This is a genomic window from Aequorivita antarctica (assembly GCF_007997155.1).
GTDB lineage: Bacteria > Bacteroidota > Bacteroidia > Flavobacteriales > Flavobacteriaceae > Aequorivita > Aequorivita antarctica.
In genome coordinates, this window is the sequence record NZ_VORT01000005.1 from 241,329 (window position 1) to 261,705 (window position 20,377).

Annotated in this window: 15 protein-coding genes and 1 pseudogene; 6 read left to right on the forward strand and 10 right to left on the reverse strand. The window is 37.3% G+C overall.

Features of this window, described 5'->3' with window-relative positions; translation table 11 throughout:
* Nucleotides 1-75 precede the first annotated feature (75 nt).
* Complete coding sequence (locus ESU54_RS09220) at nucleotides 76-732, forward strand: N-acetylmuramoyl-L-alanine amidase family protein (RefSeq protein WP_111844344.1); 657 nt, start codon at nucleotides 76-78, stop codon at nucleotides 730-732.
* A 248-nt stretch (nucleotides 733-980) separates the two neighbouring features.
* On the opposite strand, the gene ESU54_RS09225 is transcribed toward ESU54_RS09220, so the two are convergent.
* The 7 genes from ESU54_RS09225 to ESU54_RS09255 all read right to left on the reverse strand — a co-directional run bounded on the left by ESU54_RS09225 (nucleotide 981) and on the right by ESU54_RS09255 (nucleotide 9,188).
* On the reverse strand, nucleotides 981-2,504 hold the full coding sequence (locus ESU54_RS09225; protein ID WP_111844345.1) for a T9SS type A sorting domain-containing protein: 1,524 nt from the start codon (nucleotides 2,502-2,504) through the stop codon (nucleotides 981-983).
* 418 nt (nucleotides 2,505-2,922) lie between these two features.
* Nucleotides 2,923-4,035, reverse strand: coding sequence for an exonuclease/endonuclease/phosphatase family protein (locus tag ESU54_RS09230; protein ID WP_146743987.1), 1,113 nt, complete (start codon nucleotides 4,033-4,035; stop codon nucleotides 2,923-2,925).
* Between the two features lie 11 nt (nucleotides 4,036-4,046).
* Nucleotides 4,047-4,703, reverse strand: a complete 657-nt coding sequence (locus ESU54_RS09235; RefSeq protein ID WP_111844347.1) for a P-loop NTPase family protein — start codon at nucleotides 4,701-4,703, stop codon at nucleotides 4,047-4,049.
* Nucleotides 4,687-5,349 (reverse strand): hypothetical protein, encoded by a 663-nt coding sequence (locus ESU54_RS09240; protein ID WP_111844348.1) that lies wholly within the window; start codon nucleotides 5,347-5,349, stop codon nucleotides 4,687-4,689. The genes ESU54_RS09235 and ESU54_RS09240 overlap by 17 nt, the downstream gene beginning before the upstream one ends.
* A gap of 6 nt (nucleotides 5,350-5,355) precedes the next feature.
* Complete coding sequence (locus ESU54_RS09245; protein WP_111844349.1) at nucleotides 5,356-5,637, reverse strand: helix-turn-helix domain-containing protein; 282 nt, start codon at nucleotides 5,635-5,637, stop codon at nucleotides 5,356-5,358.
* Nucleotides 5,638-5,911: 274 nt separating this feature from the next.
* Nucleotides 5,912-6,751: an RteC domain-containing protein gene (locus tag ESU54_RS09250; protein WP_111844350.1), complete on the reverse strand. Its 840-nt coding sequence runs from the start codon at nucleotides 6,749-6,751 to the stop codon at nucleotides 5,912-5,914.
* A gap of 22 nt (nucleotides 6,752-6,773) precedes the next feature.
* Nucleotides 6,774-9,188, reverse strand: a complete 2,415-nt coding sequence (locus ESU54_RS09255; RefSeq protein ID WP_111844351.1) for an aminotransferase class I/II-fold pyridoxal phosphate-dependent enzyme — start codon at nucleotides 9,186-9,188, stop codon at nucleotides 6,774-6,776.
* A gap of 192 nt (nucleotides 9,189-9,380) precedes the next feature.
* Here ESU54_RS09255 and ESU54_RS09260 point away from each other — a divergent pair, with 192 nt between their 5' ends.
* The 5 genes and pseudogenes from ESU54_RS09260 to ESU54_RS09280 all read left to right on the forward strand — a co-directional run bounded on the left by ESU54_RS09260 (nucleotide 9,381) and on the right by ESU54_RS09280 (nucleotide 12,727).
* Nucleotides 9,381-9,755 carry a DUF7793 family protein gene (locus ESU54_RS09260; RefSeq protein ID WP_111844352.1) on the forward strand — a complete coding sequence of 125 codons (375 nt, stop codon included), beginning with the start codon at nucleotides 9,381-9,383 and terminating at the stop codon, nucleotides 9,753-9,755.
* Between the two features lie 68 nt (nucleotides 9,756-9,823).
* On the forward strand, nucleotides 9,824-10,666 hold the full coding sequence (locus tag ESU54_RS09265) for a PAS domain-containing protein (protein WP_111844353.1): 843 nt from the start codon (nucleotides 9,824-9,826) through the stop codon (nucleotides 10,664-10,666).
* 15 nt (nucleotides 10,667-10,681) lie between these two features.
* A pseudogene (locus ESU54_RS18255) lies at nucleotides 10,682-10,798 on the forward strand (helix-turn-helix domain-containing protein); the annotation flags it as partial.
* 96 nt (nucleotides 10,799-10,894) lie between these two features.
* Nucleotides 10,895-12,415, forward strand: coding sequence for a MauE/DoxX family redox-associated membrane protein (locus ESU54_RS17975; RefSeq protein WP_211362140.1), 1,521 nt, complete (start codon nucleotides 10,895-10,897; stop codon nucleotides 12,413-12,415).
* Between the two features lie 54 nt (nucleotides 12,416-12,469).
* A complete protein-coding gene (locus ESU54_RS09280) occupies nucleotides 12,470-12,727 on the forward strand; it encodes a DUF6520 family protein (RefSeq protein WP_111846043.1) in 258 nt (85 codons plus the stop codon).
* Between the two features lie 42 nt (nucleotides 12,728-12,769).
* Here ESU54_RS09280 and ESU54_RS09285 read toward each other — a convergent pair whose 3' ends face one another.
* Genes ESU54_RS09285 through ESU54_RS09295 form a run of 3 tightly spaced genes read right to left on the reverse strand, consistent with a single transcriptional unit; the run spans nucleotide 12,770 to nucleotide 19,788 of the window.
* Complete coding sequence (locus tag ESU54_RS09285; protein WP_146848108.1) at nucleotides 12,770-15,379, reverse strand: S9 family peptidase; 2,610 nt, start codon at nucleotides 15,377-15,379, stop codon at nucleotides 12,770-12,772.
* A gap of 11 nt (nucleotides 15,380-15,390) precedes the next feature.
* Nucleotides 15,391-16,785, reverse strand: a complete 1,395-nt coding sequence (locus ESU54_RS09290) for a RagB/SusD family nutrient uptake outer membrane protein (protein WP_235004642.1) — start codon at nucleotides 16,783-16,785, stop codon at nucleotides 15,391-15,393.
* A gap of 15 nt (nucleotides 16,786-16,800) precedes the next feature.
* Entirely contained in the window at nucleotides 16,801-19,788 is a 2,988-nt protein-coding gene (locus ESU54_RS09295) for a SusC/RagA family TonB-linked outer membrane protein (protein WP_111846046.1), read from the reverse strand.
* Between the last annotated feature and the right edge of the window lie 589 nt (nucleotides 19,789-20,377).

The following is a 20,377-nucleotide window of genomic DNA, read 5'->3' on the forward strand; positions in this document are numbered from 1 at the left end:
AACCAGTGTTAAACTTTGGAGGATTGTTAGAAATGGAAATGAATCTTTGAATTTTGTTCAAAACAAGAAGTTATTATGGTTCAGCTCAAGGTTTTATTTGGGATCATTTTGGTTTTAAAAGTATTTGGCTTTCAAAATTCTCTGTTAGCACAAACAGACCAGAATAGAAAACTGATAATTGTAATCGACCCTGGCCACGGGGGACGGGATTCTGGAGCAGTCGGTATAAATGATATTAAAGAAAAGGATATAGTTCTAAAAATCGCGAAGAAGATCGCAGAACTAAATAATACCTTCTTTAAGAATCAGCACGAAATATATCTAACTCGATATAAGGACACTCTTATTTCATTGGGAGACAGAACTAAGATAGCCAAGGCGTTAAAGGCAAATTTTTTCATCTCACTACATTGCAATTATTCCGTTAATCCAAATGCGCGAGGTGTTGAAGTATATGTTTCCAAGAACCAAGGCAAATTCTCCCAGAAATCAATAATGCTGGCATATAAAATTCAAAAGAGCATTAAGAAGAATCTAGAATCTGAAAGTAGGGGCGTGAAGTTTGCGAATTTTCAAGTTTTGAAGGAAACTAATGATTGTTTTCCGTCAGCGCTTCTGGAAATTGGTTTTTTGAGCAATAATAACGAGATTGGATATTATTCAAAATCCCAAAACGCAGATGCTGTGGCATGGGTAATCTTAAATGTGATATTCAACTATATTAAACATTAAATTTTGAAAAAATTATTTTTAAAAGCAATGAAAATTTTGAGGGAAATAATAATGGTATTGTGGCATGAGCTTAGATACTCTAAAGGTTTTTGATATTCTAAAGTCTAGAACCTATTACATTTTACTCTTTTTAGAATTGAAAGATATAATCTTGTTAAAAGCAATATTTAAATGGGGTAATATGTATATAATAAAAAAGGCTAACTGTATTAGATAACCCTTTTTATAATTTATGAAATTGAAACTAATTATTGTTTTATAAATCGAACGACATTTGTTCTATTTTCAGAATTAAGTTTCACCAAATAAGTTCCGGAAGCTAATGCTGAAACATCAATTTGTCCTATTTTTTGAATTTCCAAAGAAATTACTTTTTTACCTAAAATATCTAAAATTTCAATTTGACAATTCGAAGAAGAATCGTTCAACTCTATAGTTAACTGTTCCCTTGTTGGATTTGGATAAAGGCGAAATCCTAGGTTTTGATAATCATTGGTTCCCAAAATAATGTTGTCGTAACGAGCTACCACGATTTCACCAATACCTGCGGGAGAAAATGAATAACCCGCAATAATTATTTTATTGTCTGGTTGAAGAGCTATTGCTTTACCAAAATCTGCCGTTCCGTTAATATCTGTATTCACTTTTCCGTCAGTGCCAAAAGTAGTATCTACGTTGCCAGCGGTGTCAAAACGAATCATTGCCATATTGTAATTATCTGTTGCTGCCGCATAACCTGTCAATATTATTTTTTCATCTGGTTGCAGTACCATTTGTTCTGCATAATTTTGGCCGTTCTCAAGCACTCTGCTTATGGTAATTCCATTGTTGCCATAATTATTGTCAAAGGAGCCATCGGTATTCAATCGTGCTACCACCAAATCATATCTAAGAGGATTGTTGCCAACGTAGGTGTAGCCTCCTATTAAAATTTTTCCGTCTGCTTGTATTGCTATTGCCACTGCATAATCCTCATTGTTACCAGAATTAATAGTGACTTTTCCCGCGGTTCCAAATGTTGTGTCAATAGAGCCATCTTCATTGTATCTGGCAACAGCCATACTATTTATGCCAGTTGAGTTATTATAGGAATATCCCCCGAGCAAAAACTTACCGTCAGCTTGCAAGACTGCATCCTTAACTTGGCTATCGCTGGAATCAAATTCAGTTGCAATCCATCCATTTGTCCCAAAACTTGTGTCAAGAGAACCATCAGTATTAAATCTTGCCGCCAAAAATTCACTATAATTATTTCCAGCCAAAAGTATTTTGCCGTCATTTAAAAGTGTCATTGCATCCACTATTTCATGACTTCCATTATCAGCGATGGTAATTCCATTATTTCCAAATGAATTATCAAGCGCTCCATTTTCATTAAGTCTGACAATAGCAAAATCGGCGGCAATGTCATCATAGGTATAAGCCCCAATTAAAATTTTACTATCAGCCTGCAACATAATATTTCTCGCATAAGATTTAGCGGATCCCACTTGGATTAAGAGCGTTCCATCATTTCCAAAAGTGCTATCAAGACTTCCATCCGTGTTGTAACGAACAACAGCCAATGTCATTGGGGATGGTTCCCCAGCCTCGCCTGCAATGAGAATTTTTCCATCTGGTTGAACGACAGAAGTCTGTGCAAGATTATAGGACCCATTAATTACGGTTGATACAATTCCATTATTGCCAAAGGAAGTATCTAAAACGCCTGATTGGGAGTACATACTGAAAATGGTTACCATGAATAAGAGTGAAGAGAAGAATTTGTTCATAATTAAAAATTTTTACAAGAATTAATAAATTAAATTTTATTTACTATTTAGAATAATATTAATGTGTTTTTTCGTTAAAATATATTTAAGTATTTTCATACTACGCTGAAATCAATTCCCACCGAATACCAAGACAATTTTCAATATCAAAGATGATTTGGAAGTAAATTTTATATCCGTATAAAAATAAACTTTTGGCATCAGATGGCATTGTTTACTATGTGACATACTGAGACATAAAAAGCAAAAAGTGTGACTATAGAATAACTTAGTCTTAAAGCTATATTGTTTTGCAAGATTAGTTTTTTAGTATGCTATTTTACCTTTTTTAATGACTTTGAGGGAATGTAAAAAAAATCGATTCCTTTTTTACCTAGACCCTTCCATATCCATTATTCCAATAAGTTTACAGAGATAATTAAAAATTGATTTCTCCCCAAACCCCAGGATGTCCGCTAGCTGCCTGATTCTTATTATGTATAGTTGAATATATCCTCCAATTAGGCCGCTTCTCTGGCCATCCCCCTTTCCGATTCAACCCACTACTTTTTACACTTGAAAATAGCTCAGGAGATAGTAGCAAATAATCTTGTTGCTTAATATTCACGCCCATTCGATAAGCCCCCAATCGAAAATAGGTGGCATCCTTACCTTCATCAAACTCAACATTAAATGTTTTGCATTTACTGATGTCTTTCAAATCTGTTTCCTGCAATAATGGAGCTAGGGAATTACAATAGGAGGGAGCGTTAAGAGTTCCAGCAATTATAATATTGGTTTTGCCTTGCATTTGAAACATTTTATAAATTATGGAAACTTGATAAGCTTGGTTCTTTCTAATTTTAAAAGCTAGTTCTTTATCAATTTTATTTTCATAGAAATAGGCAGAGAGCAAATGAATACTTCTTCCTTTTGGAGTTGGAATTTCATATTCCAATAATTCTTGGGTTGCATTTTCAGAATCATCGATTTTATGAACTTTAATGGATTCCAGTTGATATCCATTCTTCAATAACAATGCTTGATTACGGCCTTTCCCTTCAGAACTGGGGATTAGGATACATTCCGGAAATGACTCGCAATTAAACTTTGGCAAGATGAATTTATTAAACTCATCCAAGGACATTTTATCCTCAACTTCTTGCAATACAAGAATATCAGGATTAATTTCTGAAATAACCATTGCCTTATGGTTTGTGGCTTCTGGATCAATAGGAACAGTTTGAACTTTAATCCAGCCGTTCCAGTCTGTCAGCTCTCCCGATTTTAGTTCTTTGGAACAATTCATTCCTTTCAGGTAAAGCTCTCCGGCTTTTTTTCGCATCACAACGTATGGATTTTGATATGTTTTATCAAAATCAAGCAGAAATGATAATTCCGTTAACCGCTTAGTATTTGAAGCGCATTTTTTCTTTTTTAGAAGTGTGTCAAATTCGATGATCCAATCAGAAACACATTTCCCGCGGGTTTGTTGAATCAAACTTCTCTCCCTGTGAAATAGGTTTTGAACATTAAAGGTTGCTACTTTCATAATTCCAGTTTTTATTTTCGTTTGTCCTTAGCATTTGTATCAAAAGCAATGAGGTTGAACATCTCACGCATTCTGCTCCGAACCCTGTTTCCATACAGCTCCTCCAATTCCTCTGCATTGAGATTTGTAGTCGCGTGTGTTTTAAGCTTGCTTTTCAGAAATAACTCATACCGGGAAAGCAGAATCTCACCCATTACATTGCAGTCCTGTCCGTAGTGTCTTCCAATAGGTTCCACGCCCAAGTCATCAAAACAGAAAAAACTACCATTTCCATAATCCTCAATGACTTTAAACCCAATATGGTTGAACCCAAAAACAATGTTCCGACAGGGAATCACGGAATATGGACGCTGAAGGGGGACAATGAATTGCAATAGTTTCATCAATGAAGTTTTTCCGCATCCCACGGGGCCAGTTATTAATAGCCCCTTATCAGGATCTATTTCTGCTTTTTCACACTTTTCAATATCCTTTATAAAATAATTACTGAGTTTATAGATGATGTCCCTGTCATCCTCATAAATTTTAAAATCTTTTCCAAAAAACAATTTTCCTTTGGCATCCAGATAGATCAGGATCTTTGGAAAATCATAGAACATTTCAAACCCATTGAACCTGCCAATCGAATATTCTACACCGCCTTCGACAATTTTAGAGGGGTTGACCATAATTTTTGGTTTTACTGGTTTTAAGGTTGTCCCGTTTTTGGGACACTGTTTTTACCATTTCAATTTCTTTTGATTTTAGCATCCAGTTTTCGGCTGTGTAATGCCAATCCTTAATTTCTATTTTCCCTCCGACCTTCCAACCGATACCGTTGTAATGATTGAAGAATTTTTCTGCTTCCAGCTCTGGCCATTTTCTTTTTTCAAAAAAAATCAAAACTTCATTTTTATCTTTTGGTAGCTTAACTTTATTAGTGTTTGTTATATGTTTATTAATGTTTTTATAAGATACCAATGCTTGTCCCACTAATTGTTCAGTTGTTGGCTCCGTAGTTGTCCCATCACTTGTTTCACTACTTGTATCTAATTTGGGCAACCTGATTTTGCTTCCTTTGTAAGGATTATGCGAAGGGAGATATCTAATATATTTCCAGCTATGCATATTTTTTAGACACCTATGATATGTAGCCTTAGAGCCTATTTTGGACATCTTCATTATATCCTCACGGTTTATATAAAATTCATCAGGAAATCGATTGATATTCCAGTATTGGAACAAAGCCATATACAAACTTATGTGAGTGGGATTCAATCGGGAATCCATCGAAAATTGCTGAAACACCGTATTGAGATGTTTTATATAGTTCATACATAATTATTCAGTGAGATGGTTTACGCGGCTATTCTGCATCACTTTTTGAATGTCCTCAATATCATAGTAAATGATTCCGCCCATCTTGCTGAATGGGAGAGTTCCATTGATACGTAAATTTTGAAGTGTTCCTGGGCTTATCTGAAGCATTTCCATTACCTCGGAGGATTTCAGATATTTTTTCAGTGTGCCAGAGGCTTGTTTTGCTAAAATCTTTTTAATGTCGTCGAGCAATTCCATCTTGAAATCCCGAAGATCGTCTGTGGTTATAATACTTGTTGGCATAATAGAACGGTTTTTAAAGAAAGGGACTATCACATTGCGATCATCTAATTTGATAGCCCCTGACCTGATTTGACTTTCGTTCTACAAATTTGGGGGTCTTTATTTGATTCCTTTCAATAGGCAATCCAGAGGTGGGAAAGATTTTTCGAAATAAATTTTGATGCTTATTGATTTGAAATGACAGGGTGGGTGAGTTAATTGCGATACCAATTGAATGCAAATTTATTGTGAAGAGCCATGTAATTTGATTTCCCACCTTGGGGAAGGGGTGGGATCAGGAATCGGATTCGTCGAATCGATTTGTCAAGGCTTCCTCCAGTTTATCAATAAACTTTGTCTTACTTCCTTTTCTTGCCCTGATCTCAATAAATGTGTGATAGTAATTACCAAGGTCTATATTAAAAATCTGTTCAAATAGTGATGCCATTTCCTTAATATCTGCGGTGCCACTGTTAATGGCTCCGCTACTCTGTAGGGCGTAGATCAATTCAATGAGTTCCGTTTTGTTGCCTGTCCAGAAAAGTTTTGATGATTGCTTCATTAAATTTGTGTTTTGGTTGTCGTTGTTGTTTTCGAGTTTTTCAATTTCCTGTTGCAGATATACAATCAGCATGTCATAGGCCATAATAGTGGCCACCGTCCCATCCTGACAGGTAGAAAATTCTTCGTCGATATAAAAATAAAAGGTTTCTGTGGACGACCGAAGATCTGATTTTCCCCTGACAAAGTATAGCTGGTCGAGTGTGGTTGCCCCTCTGCGATAATAATGGTAAAATTCCAGATTATCATTGAAGAAAACCTGTAATTTATTGATCTGTCTATTAAGATACTTGACCTGGAATTTGGAACTGCTTCTTGGGCGTTTGCTTTCAATATTAAATAGTTTCGCGTAGTAGATCAGTTTGCTCAAGATTTGGGGCTTGATATGTTTAAAAAAGAATATTTCTTCCTTAATTGAATTAAAACCGTGCTTCACAACTTCTTCCCGAAGTGTCTTTATGCATTTTTCCGTATATGCTATACTGGTTTCTGCCTTGTATAAAATATCATCTGTACAAGATTCCAAAGCCTCCAACTTGGCTTCGAATTCGGATATTAAGATTTGATATTTCATGCATATGGGGCGATTTTAGTTATCAGCTCGATTCCAATACTCCCATCAATTCCAAGGTATAGTTATCGGCCGTTTGTAGGTAGGCATATTTTTCGTAAACATTTGCACCTAATTTTCTTTTTTCGAAGGAAGCCGTAAGACCCAATGCTATGTGCTGAAAGTTCAGTTCAATTGCACGCTTTATAGTTTGATATAGTAATTGGCGATAGATATGAAATTCATTCAGATAATGATAATCCATACCAACAAAAGCGGGGACATAGGTTTTGTGTATATTTTTATAGCATAACATAACCCCTATCATTTTGTTGGAATCATTAAGAGGGTTGATAGTAATAAACTCCCAATTGGGATGTTCGGACATTTGTTCGAAAAGTGCAGTAGGAAATGAAAAAGTATTCAGACCCAAATTGTTTTGATGCACATTTGTATAGAGCTCTTCAATCTCTCTTAATTGTTTTTTGTTGCATTTGGTCAAAACGCTAACCTTCAGCAATGGCTCAATGGCTAATATTTCTTTTCTCAAATGTTTTCTGTTCCTTGATGAAAGTCTCTCTATGAATGTTTCTATATTTTCATTTTCTTCAATTTCAATGCTGCAGGATTCAGGCATTTTTATCCTAACAAAACCCTGTCCCTGAAAATAGGAGTGAAGTTCGCTGTCATCTGATAAGTCACGCAATACAATCATTTTGGCTTTCAAAGTGTGCTCAAGGGTTTCCATAGTCTGCATCATAATATTTAATGCTTCTTTCTTTAAAGGATGATTGGTGTTAAGAAATAAATGATCACCCTCGGTAAACAGGGAACCAATGCTTAAAACCTTGGATGTTAAATAATATGGATTGGATTCCCGCTCCTTTTCTATAGTTTGGGATGCCCCCATATTTGCGAGCATATCATCCTTCCACAATGAAACAGTAAAATAAGTGGCCAGGATTGGCTGTTTTTCTTGGTCATAGATAAGGAGATATCTAAAATTCCAATTATGCTCCGGTAATTTATTTTGGCTAAAAGTTTTTTCCAAAAACTTCAATCCTTTCCAATCAAATACACCATTTTTTCCCAGTAGGCCATTCCACTGAGCTTCATCAATTTTTAAAATTGAATCTTCTAACTGTTTAGTTAAATCAGAATGTGTGATTTCTGTTTTAGGCGTTTTTGTAATTGATTTGGATCCAAGTTTAAACGCCTGGAAAACACGACTTGAATTTGTGTAGGTGTCTTCCAAGGCTTTTGGAAAATGATATTCCATTGCTTCTACCAATCCTTTGATTTCTTCTTTTTGGTTGTGCCGCGAAATGGTAATGCGAACGCCTGTATTCTTAACAGGTACAGCTGGAAATATTCCGAGGTTCACATAAAATCCTTCATTCATTAATCGGTTTACAAAATTATATCCTGTATGTGGCATTCCAGTTCCAATATAAAATACAGGCGAAATGTTCTCATCAATTAAGGGTAAATCTGTCTGGTGCAGCAATTCATTAAAATAATCGATACGCTCCCTCAGCTCATTTTGGAGTTGGTATATTTCAGGAGAGAGATGAATATTTGCTGAAGCAGTTGCTGCTGCCACGGATGCGGGTTCTAACTGCGCCGAAAAAGTCAATGGACCTCCAAAAGTCTTTATTTCCTGGTACATTTTTTCGTTGGAACATACCAAAACAGCGCCACTTGCTCCGAATGTTTTGCTCAAAGTGCCGAACAATAAAATATTTTCTGAAAGTTCCTTGAGTTCACTTAAAACATAACCGGTACCATTCTTCCCAATCCAACTCATACCATGGACGTCATCAAAGTAAAAGTTTAGTTGGGGATATTTCTGGCTCAAGGTTTTCAATTCGTTTACAGGGGCAAAATCACCGTACATAGAATAAATGCCATCTGCCATATACCAGATTTTGCTTCGCTTGTCTGAATAAGATTTTATTTTATCTTCCAGCATATTGAGATCATTATGGCGAATCATATCTATGGGCACACTTCGATTTTTTAAAACCCTAGCTGCGCTCTGTACGCTCCAATGAACCTGGTGATCCAAAATGATCGCATCCTGATCCTTTACCGCGCTGGGAATTACACCTAAATGTCCCAAAGTGCTGTTTTTGGTTATGATAATGGGGTTATTGTACATGAGGGTAACCTTTTCCTCCAACTCTCTGTATAGCGGGTTGGATATATAGGATTTGGATAACGGAAATTGAGTGCCGTATTTTCTTATTGCATCTATGGCTGCATCCTTCAACCTATGGTCCTGTTCGAGTCCCAAATACCCAGTTGTCCCGAAATGAAATAGTTTTCGATTTTTAATACCAATTGTTCTTCCTGAAAAATATTCGCCTTCTGCATATAAATGCATGACGCCTTCATTTTTGGCATCGGTGAAAACCTCATTTACGGTGTCCAAAAAATTGTTGTGTTTTATTTTTGCCATGATTCTAAGTTTTAGAACATAAAATTTACTGGCATTTGTTGGGAATTAAAAGCCCTATTAAAAAATAATACTTCTCGGATAAGTTTATTTTCATTTTGAATAAGAAAAAAGCTCCAAAAGGCACTGCGAATCATGAGCTTAAAAATTAATACGCCCATATTTTCGTAAATTTATATTGAATTACCAGTTTCCATGTTAGATCATTTTGAAAATAATTATGCGACTTACACAATTGTCGAAGGTATCCTAAACATAAGATATCATATCGGTGTATTTATTAATTTATCGGCGGCAGTAGAGATCGTTAAAGACCGTCTGGTTTTACAGCAAGGTCAATCTTATCCTGCCCTTTGTGATATGCGCGGCGTTAGGGAAGTCAACAAGTCAGCACGGGATTATTTCGCAATGGAGGGATCGGTACTTTTAAAAGCGGTTGCCTTTGTGGTAGAGCCACCAGTATCGGATGCAATATCTAAATTCTATCTTTTTGCAAATAAACCTCCAATACCAACAAAGGCCTTCTATACAATTGAAAATGCCGAAAATTTCTTGATAGATTATTGTTGATTCTTATTATTAAACCTATCATATAACTTCCCAATCATTGATAGTATCAAATTAAAAATGAAATCGCTATGTCAAAAAAGAAACGTCTAAAAAAAGTTAGAAACCTATTAATTGAAATGGGTTCAGGTAAGTTTTTCTACCGTATTGAAAGATCGAATAAAAATGATAATCTAGAGGGTCTTGTATTATTAATTAATATGATGGCCGAGGAAATAGAAGAGGCTTTAATACATCAAGGATATGCTAATGCGAATGAAACCATAAAGCATATTGTTCTAATGAATTTTATCCTTGATTCAACGGGAAAAATTGTAGGAGTTAATCCCCAGACCTGTACCATTCTCTATTATTTGTGCGAGGATATGGTTGGAAAATCACTAATCTATTTCCTAAATGAAAAAAGTGCTAAGACATGGGATGGAGTTTGGAAAAATATAAAGTCAAAAACCCTTGAAGATAGGGCCATGGAACTAACTTTTCGCACTAAAGGAGGACTGTTAATTCCCAGCGCGTGCTATCTAAATGTTCTTAAAGGCTCCAATGGGGAAGCGTTTAGAACAATCCTTACAGTAGTAAAACATTTAAAAAAGCCAGTGGAATTGGAAGAGGAACTCAAGCAAAGTATGATCCGTTCGAGCGGTAATCGTACGGAAAAAGGAACTGCTATGGTTCAAAATAAACGGGAAAAGGTTCGATTGACCTTTGAGGATATTAGAAAAATTAGAGAGGCAAGGGATTTTTTGATCAATAATTTGGAGAGGGAATTACCTCCGCTAAAGGAATTTGCTCGTGAAATAGGCACTAATACATTTAAACTAAAATATGGGTTTAAGGAATTGTATGGTACAAGCGTATTTCGCTTTTTAAAAAACGAACGACTTAGAAAGGCAAAAATGCTGGTGCAATATTGAGATCGCCCTTTTAAAACCATTGCTTATGTATGTGGATTTAAAAGTATTCCTTCCTTTTCTGCCACGTTTAAAAACGAATTTGGCCATACACCAACCGAGCTACGAAAGAAATTTTCAACGGAAAATTCGTGATTTATTCAATTTTTTGAAAATAATACCGCTGGGATAAGCATATTTTCAGAATCCATAAATTTTAATACGGAATTTTATCATATCAAATTAAATGATATGGTGTTCAATATAAAATATAGAAAACTCACTCTAAATACTATCTCTCTTTTATTTATTGTTTTGTTTGTCTATGCGGCAGTAAGCAAACTTTTGGATTTTGAAACTTTTACGCTGCAAATTGCCCAATCGCCTTTTCTTGGACCGTACACAGGTATTATTGCTTGGAGCGTTCCAAGTCTTGAAATAATCATTTCACTCCTATTAATAACTTCTTCGTTTCGAAATTTTGGCTTTTATGCCTCCTTTACTTTAATAGTCATGTTTACGGCCTATATTGTCATTATCCTTAATTTCTCTGACTTCATTCCTTGTTCTTGCGGAGGCATTATTGAAAAACTTAACTGGACACAGCACTTAATTTTTAATATCGTTTTCATTGTATTGGCGGGAACTGCAATCCTTTTATCAGGAAATTGGACAAATAAAATGAAACTTCTGCTCCTTGCAATACTAACAATCATTGGAGTTGGCCTTCTCACCATGGTTTTTGCCTTTTCGGAGAAAAAAATATTTCGGAATGAATCTTTTCAGAGAAAGTACATTCCCAATGCCTTGGAATACATTGGTAACTATGAGTTGGGATCAAAAAATTTCTATATAGCGGGCTTTAAAAAGAATATAATATACCTCGGTAATTACCAAAATCCTCTTTATTTAAAAACACTAACCACATCTCTGGGCACGTCCGAAGATTTTCCAGTTACCATAAGTAATATGAAACTTCCCTATAGGCGTGCTCGAATAATAGTTGAACCGCCATACTTTTATGTGGGGGATGGCACTGTACCTGTAATTTTTAGAGGTACCATTAAGGATTGGAATGCGACAATTTATAGCTATGGGGCGGCCTATTTTAAGCAATTTGAAATTTTGGATTCTACCCGGATCGGTATATCCGCTGTTTCCAATGCTACATCCAGCACTACATTAGGCGTAATAACCAAGCAATCGTTGAAGGACAGTATATTTTATAATGATGGCATTCTTACAAAACAGCTGGATGGAATTTTTGACACTGATGGTTTACTGCTTTGGAATGCAAAACACAAGCTATTTCTCTACACCTATTATTATCGAAACACTTATGTGGTTACCGATGAAAACCTAGAATATAAATTTTCTGGAAAGACTATTGATACGATAAGCAAGGCCGTTTTGGACATAGCCCGTTACGGTACAAAGGATCGGTTTAAAAGGGGCGGTAATTCTATAATAGTCAATAGACATACGGCAACTTATGGCAACCAGTTGTATATAAACAGCGATCGTTTAGGCCGTTACGAAGATAAGACAGCCCTTGATTCTGCCGCTATAATTGATGTTTACGATATCATGGGAAACAGATATGAATTCAGTTTTTACATTGGACATCAGCCTGACAAAAAGCTAGACGGTTTTCGCATTGATAATGATCATTTGGTTGCCCTTGTGGACGGAAGGATATGGATTTACAAGTTAAAGCCGAAGTATTTTAACTCCGGCTCTAACACAACACATACTGGCCAGTATCAGGAATAAGACCGAACACCTGTAAAAAAAAGTAGGTCGCTAATTAAATTTAAATTTTATAAAATGAAAACTAAAATTTTAAAATTCGGAATGCCCCTGATGGCATTTTTACTGGCAATCGTGTTTGCTTTTGCTTCTGAAAAAAGTGAACCGGTTGAGAAGGACACCTTAATTCCAGGTTATATTCAAGGGACCTGTGAACTTGTATCCGTAAATTGCTCCGTATCGGGAGGTCCAGTCTGTCAATATGATGGCAAAAATGTTACCCGCTTCAAAAGCGGTAATAATTGTCATACATTTTTGTATGAATGGATGCCCTAATTAGTAAGTAAGGTTTCCCGATTTTTAAACCGGGAAACCTTATTATGTTTTTTTCTTTAAGTAGGTTTCCATCCAATTATATATAGTTGTGGTTAAATGTTGTTGATTTTCAGTTTTTTGCAGGGTGTGCCCCTCATCCCTATACAACAGTAATTGTGCCTTCTTTCCCAATCTTTTTAAACCCAGAAACATATTCACACTTTGGTTCCAATTAACATTTGTATCATTCTTTCCCGTCCAAAGCAATAAGGGGGTCGTTATTTGCTCCACATTTGTAAGGGGTGAATTTGCATAATAATTCTCTTTCATCTTATAAAAGGAATCGCCCATGCGAAATTGTTGGTTTTCAATACGCCACATTTGGGTAAGGTTCCATTCCCAGTTCACATCATGATAGTAATTAACAAGATCTGTTACAGCCGCCCCGGCTACTGCAGTGGCGAACAAATTGGTTTGGGAAACTATAAAAGCTGTTTCATACCCTCCAAAGGAATGTCCAATCAAACCAATCCTGTCTTCATCAATTTCTCCACTTTCCAGTACCTTTGTTACGGCCGCGGTAACGGAATTTAATGCTGAAATGCCTGGCTTTCCGATCGCATAGGAAATATCAGGTAAAAGCACAAAATAATCATTCAAGGTAAATTTTAATAAATTGAATCCTATGTCCATACAATCCGACGGTGGCTCAAAATTATTTATATGAAATGATTCCCTTTCATATATTTCCACAATCAGAGGATATTTTTTATTAGGATTGTAGTTGGATGGATATATTAAACTTCCCTGAAGCTCTATTCCATTATTTAACTTGTAGTCAATAAATTCGAAAGTACCCAAGTCATATTGCAGTAAACCTTTATTTGATTGATGTATTAAATAGGATCTATTTTTCTTTAAATTGAAACAGTTGATGGTAATTGGTTGGTCAAAGCGTTGTTGTCTGAATATGATTTTTTCTCCAGATTCATCTATAAATACTTGGTCAATTTTTCCTTCAACCCATAAAAGAGGCTTTATATCATGATTATCCTTCCATATTGATAGGCCACTTTTATATGTTTTATTGTCAAATACGCTTAAAATAATACCCTCTTTAGAACTGAAATTAGGGGTTGGAAAGTGGGGTTGAAATTCCTGCACATTTTTAAAATCCTGTGCCTGATTTCTAATTATTCTATATTTATTATTTGTCTCTCGACCTCTTGTAATCCTTTCATTACTTTTTCCATCAGCACTCATTAGCCATATGTCAAATTCATCATAAAGAATAATTGTTTCATTATCTATCCACCCGGGATTACCCCATGGAAAAAGATCACCGGCATATTGGAGGTGTGTATTTTGAAAATTTTGTTCCAAGTTATTCGTAAGGTTGATAGTTTGGCCATTTGAGATAGTATAGAGCCACCAGTGGTTATTTTTAAAATAGGAAAGATGCTGTCCATTGGGAGCGATAGTGACGAAATTATCATTCATGTATTGGTTTTTAGAAACCAAGGTCGTATCGCCTGTATTAATGTTTTTTACAAACAAGTCTACATTTGAATAAAATTTATATAAAGGCTCATACTGTAATTGATCGTAAACTAAGGCATAATCGTGATTCACCCTCATTGCGGAGGTGGGTAGGCCTGGTGTTCCAATTGCCATGATCTTCCCACTTTCTGGATACCAGGCTGTCAAAAAATAATTTTCTTCCTGTTCCCGATACATCTCCATTCTGGGTTCAATCCATGGATCACTTGAATCCCAAACTTGGACATCACTTTCTAATTTATTTTGGGGCTCCTTAAAAGCCTTTAAGTAAAAGATTATTTTTTTGTCCCTATTGTCAATATTTGGTTTGCCGTCGCTTATCCTGAAGTTTAAAAACTTATTCTGTATGATAATATCCGTTAGGGTGTGGGCGACCCCAGAATTGCCATCAACATAATTCAAGCGGTTGTTTCCATCCTTGGAGCTAATAAATGCGAGCGAATTTCCAGAACTGCCCACCTCCATGTCTTCGACAGTTCCATTTATTTCAGTAAAAAGCTTCCTGGTTTGCCTGTTGAGTACATCATATTGGATTATTTGTATAGTATCTGATTTTTTAATTGTGACAAATAGGATATTTTTAGTGGGATGCCATTCATATTTCGTAACATTTTTAAGTGAATCGACGGTTTGGTCTCTATGGTTTATTAGGAGTATTTCCTTATCATTACTAGATGTTTCCTTTATGGCAGCAATAAAGTGACCATTGGGTGAAAAACTATAATAGGATATATCGGAATATCGGCTTTCACTTAATTTTTTTAGATCAATATTTATTAATTCCTTCCCCTTGCCAATACACGCAAACCATTGACTATTAGATGAGAAATTTAAACTTTCACTATCAGGTAGCTGAAACTTGTGGGACCCATCAGTAGCCATTAGCCAGACAGTTCTTTTGTTTTCAGGGAATACTTCCGAAATGGCGATCCATTGCCCATCACTGGATATTTTGTGAATATTAGTATCCTTACTCCATTGGGAATTTAAGTTTGAGGTATATTGAAGTTTTGGGGATACCTGCGCTCCCAACACTTCCATGAATATTAATGCAAGAAAAAATTGCACGGCAAGTACCATTTTAGATTTATGGCCTATTCTGTTTAATTTCATAATGTCTGGGATTAATATCCTGGATTTTGCGGTTCAAGTTTAGGGTTCATCAAAAGTTCATTCTCTGGGATGGGCAACAATAAGTCTGTCGGTTTCCAGCCGGGTTTGATTGGGGCGAGGATGTCATTGGCAAGGCCCAGCCTCTTTATATCGAACCATCTATGCCCGAATTCAGAAAAAAGTTCATGATAACGTTCTGTACTAATTGCATCCAAAATCCCACTTTCAGTGGTAGCCTCCGAATCCATTAGACCTGCACGGTTTCGAATGACGTTAAGGTCATCCAGCGCTCCTGAAAGGTTGCCTAGTTTTGCCCGTGCCTCAGCGCGGATTAGGAATTGTTCAGACAGGCGTAAGACCACAGAATATTCTATGCTTGTGCCTGTATTGGCCTCAATCTTATACTTGTTGGGAAAGTACCACGTTTCACTGCCATCCGTCACTACCCCAATCCAATGTTCCTTTCTTCCATCATTAGGTTCCATACCCTCATATAATTGTGGGTTTAGGGCTACCAAAGGTGGGGGGCCGGACTCAAAAAGAAATAGGGAAGCTTCCTGTGTATTTTCCCCTTCGGATTTTGGTTTAAACTGTAGGATTGCTGAGGTACTTTCCTTTAAAAATTCATTGGCCACATCTACCTCAAGATTAAACACGGAAGTATTGTTTATAATGGTTGTCGCTTCCAATGCTGCTAAATCCCATTGTTCGGTAAATATATAGACCCTTGCGAGTAAGGAAGCGACAACCATCTGGTTGGCACGTGTACGTTCCGATGAAATATAATTGGCGCCTAGCAGTCCCTTGGCTTCCTGAAGATCCATAATGATGTTTTCATAAACCTCTGAAGCGGGCATTCTAGAAAGCATACTGTTTAAACCAAAATCAGTAGTTGTGGCATACGGTATATCGCCAAAGAGATTCACCAAATAGGAATAGGTTAACGCCCTAATAAAAAGTGTTTCCCCTCGCAACTGCTTCTTGATATCAGGACCAATCTTATCGGATTTATCGAGACTTTCCAAAATGGCGTTGCCCATATAGATGAGCGAATATGAACCGTTCCATATTCCTTCAACAATTGGGTCATCAGAAAAAATATAATGTTGATAAAAGCTGTCCATAGGTTCGGCTCCTAAGCCATAGAAGTCCAATTCATCGGAATAAATGCCCATTAAGGCAGTTAGACCTTGGGTAGTGCCAGTGAGTAATACTTCATCCCTTAATTTTGCATAAAGGGAGGTTACCGCGGCGGTGGCCGTAGCTTCATCCTCAAAAACTTCTGGAGTATTGATTTGTCCGAAAGGATCATTGACCTCTAAAAAGTCTTCGCATCCCATGAAGAATAGGGAGCATATAAACAGATAAAAAAGGTTTTTATTGATATGTGTGAATGTAGTTTTCATTGGTATATATTTTAATTATAAATTAATTTGTGTCCCCAGAGTAATCCTTCTTAGGGGTGGAATAAAACCTTTAAGCTGTTCGGGATCCCCGCCCTCAAAACTGCTAAAAGTGAGCAGATTGAGGCCCTGAAGGAAAATGCGGCAAGAAGCGCCAGTTTCCTTATTTATGGTAAGCTTATAGGCAAGTTCGAGGGACCGTAACCTAAGAAATGAAGCGTCGGAAATTACCCCGTTGCTTTGGGTAAACTGGGAATATGCCAAATATGCCTCATAATTTTCACCGGTAGTAAAGCGCTGCATCGCTGCCTGGTCACCCGGTTGTTGCCATCTATCCAAAACGCTTATGTTTTGATTTGACAGGGTTCCGGGAGGGGTGGTAAAGCGGTATTGGTTATATCCTTTTTTCTTTGCGAACTGGAAAAGGAAATTTAATGACCAGGCTTTGTAGTTAATGGTATTTGAAATCCCGCCAAAGAATTTAGGGGAAAGATCTGCTATGTACTGCTTATCCTTGTCACTACTTATTACCCCATCGCCATTAAAATCGGTAAACTCAAATATTCCGGTTTCTGGATTGACACCTTGAAGCTCATACAATTTAACAATGTTTAGTGGTTCGCCTATAACATACCTATTGGCATAGGTTGAATTTTCGAGGCCAGGGAATGCAAGTAGTTTGTTGCGCGGCAATGATAGATTGAAAGAGCTGTTCCATGAAAAATTTGAGCCCCGGCCTATAACTCCATTCAGTTCGAATTCAAATCCTGAATTTTCAACCAATGCGTCCAGGTTGGATTGGATACTTGGAAAACCCGTTGTGCCCGGTAAGGCGTAACTCACCAATTGATTGGAAGAGCGGTTATTATAGTAAGCAGCGGAAAATGAAATTTTATTGCGAAGAAAACCCATTTCCACTGCGAGTTCACGCTTGATGATTTTTTCCCATTTAAAGTTGGGGTTGTAAAGGCGCGCAGGTACGAGCCCAATATTGCCATCATAGGGATAATCCTGTATGCTGTAGGTCTGTAGGTATTGATAATCGCCTATCTGATCATTACCGGCAATGCCGTAACTTCCCCTCAGCTTCCCGAAGTTTATCAATGGAAAATCGTTTCCTTGGGTAAATATCCATGCAGCACCTAAAGCGCCAAAATTACCATATTTATTGTCGGGGCCGAATCTACTGGAGCCATCACGCCTGCCGGTAGCATTTAGGAAAAACCTATCTATATAAGCATAATTGATTCTGGCAAAAATAGAATGGTACTTATAGTTCGTTTTATTTTCATCGAGAATAAGCAATGTGCTGGCGGCACTCATATTGTTTATGAAATGATTGGTTGGAAACCCTATCCCGATAATGCTCCCTTGCTCAGTGTTATTTTCCTGAAAGGTAGTGCCAAGTAAAATATCCCATTCACTCATATTACCAGTCTTTTTCCAACTTATTTGAGGCTCGCTTATCCAATAGGTTCGTCTTCCTTCACTCGTTGTTAGCATAGAGGAACTGCTGTCCAAGCCATAGGCAGGATCAAAAATGGTATGGGGGGTAGTGGTAACCCCTTTTAAATATGACAACCCATAACCAACATTTATTTTTACCTCAAAATTTTCTAAAAATGAATAGGAGGTAACCGTATTTGATATTAGGTTATTGGAATTTTGTTTGTATTTACTATCCGCAGCCGCCAATGGATTCGTAAACGTACTGTTCTCCCAATTGAGATTTCCTTCTTCATCATATAGGGCAGGGGTATTTGGCGCTAACTGTAAGGCATCAGAAGAGAAGTCTCTGTTCGGTAGATAGTTTTTTTCCAAAGCATATCCCCCAGTGAACACAACCTTAAACTTCCCATTCCTGCTTTGGTGGTTTACATTTGTGTTTACTGAAATTCTATCATAGTTATAGTCGCCAGGAAAGACGGTGGTTTCCTCTTGATATTGACCGCTAAGTAGGAACTGGGTATGGGAAGACCCTCCTGAGACCTGTGCCAACAGTTTGCGTGTATTGGCGGTGCCCCCAATCAATTCCTTTTGCCAATCTGTATCGCGATCCATATTCCAGGTGCCGTTAACGTCATAAGCCCAGGCGGGATATTCTGTTATCCCGTCATTGGCAAAGGCTTCGCGACGCATTTCCAGATATTGCTCGGTATTTAAGAGTTTTGCCTTTCTATTGATATGGGCTATGCCCGTACTACTGCTTACGGATATTTTTGTTTTTCCTTCCCGACCTTTTTTGGTAGTAATGAGAACTACTCCATTGGCACCACGGGAGCCATAGATAGCGGTAGCGTCTGCATCCTTTAGGATTTCAATAGACTCAATGGTCTCGGGATTTATGGCATTCAGGGGGCTGACATCTGCGAAGGGCAGTATGCCACCAGAGGTATTGGGAGAGCCCAAGGTTTGTGTATCATAAGGTACTCCATCAATTATATAAAGGGGTTCATTTCCGGCCATCAAACTGTTTTGGCCACGAATGCGAACTTTAAATCCACCACCGGGAGTCCCGGAATTTTGGACTACATCCACTCCAGTTACCCTTCCCTGTAAGGCTTCAAGGGGATTATTAATAGGTTGTTTATCAATTTCAGCAGCACTTACACGCCCTATGCTTCCAGTGCGTTTGTTGTCTGTTGTAGTATAATAGCCCGCATTAATCACTACTTGGTCCAAAGAAGTGGCATCCAACTGCATAGTAACATTTAGTATACTGCCATTGCCAACTGCGACTACCTGCGGTTTATACCCCAAATAGGTAAACACCACCGTATCGTTTGCGGCCGCGGTTAGCGAGTACCTGCCTTCCAGATCGCTTATGCTTCCCCGGGCGGTATTCTTTACCAGTACGTTGACGCCACCGAGGGGGCCATCGGCATCGGTAATTGTTCCACTGATTGTTTTTAGTGGAAGGTTCTGTGATAAAATTGGGGAGTTGTAAGTGAAGAAGAGGGCAGAAGTTAGTGCAAGGACATAGCTTCGCCTGTAATTATTTTTCATAATTTTGCATCAGTTAAGTTTATACTATTTTAACTACTGGCCTGCTCCACCGGTCGTCGAAAACTGGGAGCGGGTCATTTTTGTTTAAAGCTGTAGGCTTTAGGCCGTAAGCTCTAAGTATTAAGACATGAATGTCAGGTCAAGCTAGCCTGTCCTGAGCGCAGTCGAAGGGCAGTCGAGACCTCAATTGGGGTCGCAACCACTCAATACTAACTACTCAATTCTCAATACTAAATACAATTACGAAAAATCATAAACAAAACAGAAACAAATGCTTTAAAAGAAAGTTGAGAAGAAAAAACCGACCAAGCCCAAAACAAAAGGGCGCGGAACTCAACTTATTGTACTAGAGGTACTGGTATACCAACACACAAATAAGAGAGAACTCACGCCCCGGGCCGTGAGCATTCTGCTTATTCTCTCGTGTGTTTAAAAATTACCAGTTTTCTAGTACGAGATTCAAAGCGAAAGCTTCTAATTTTTTGCTCTTAGAAGAGTCGCAATATAATTAATTACTACAAACATAATAAAATATATTTTATCTACCAAACGGCTTACTCGATTTTGGTTAAGAATTCTAAAATTGCAG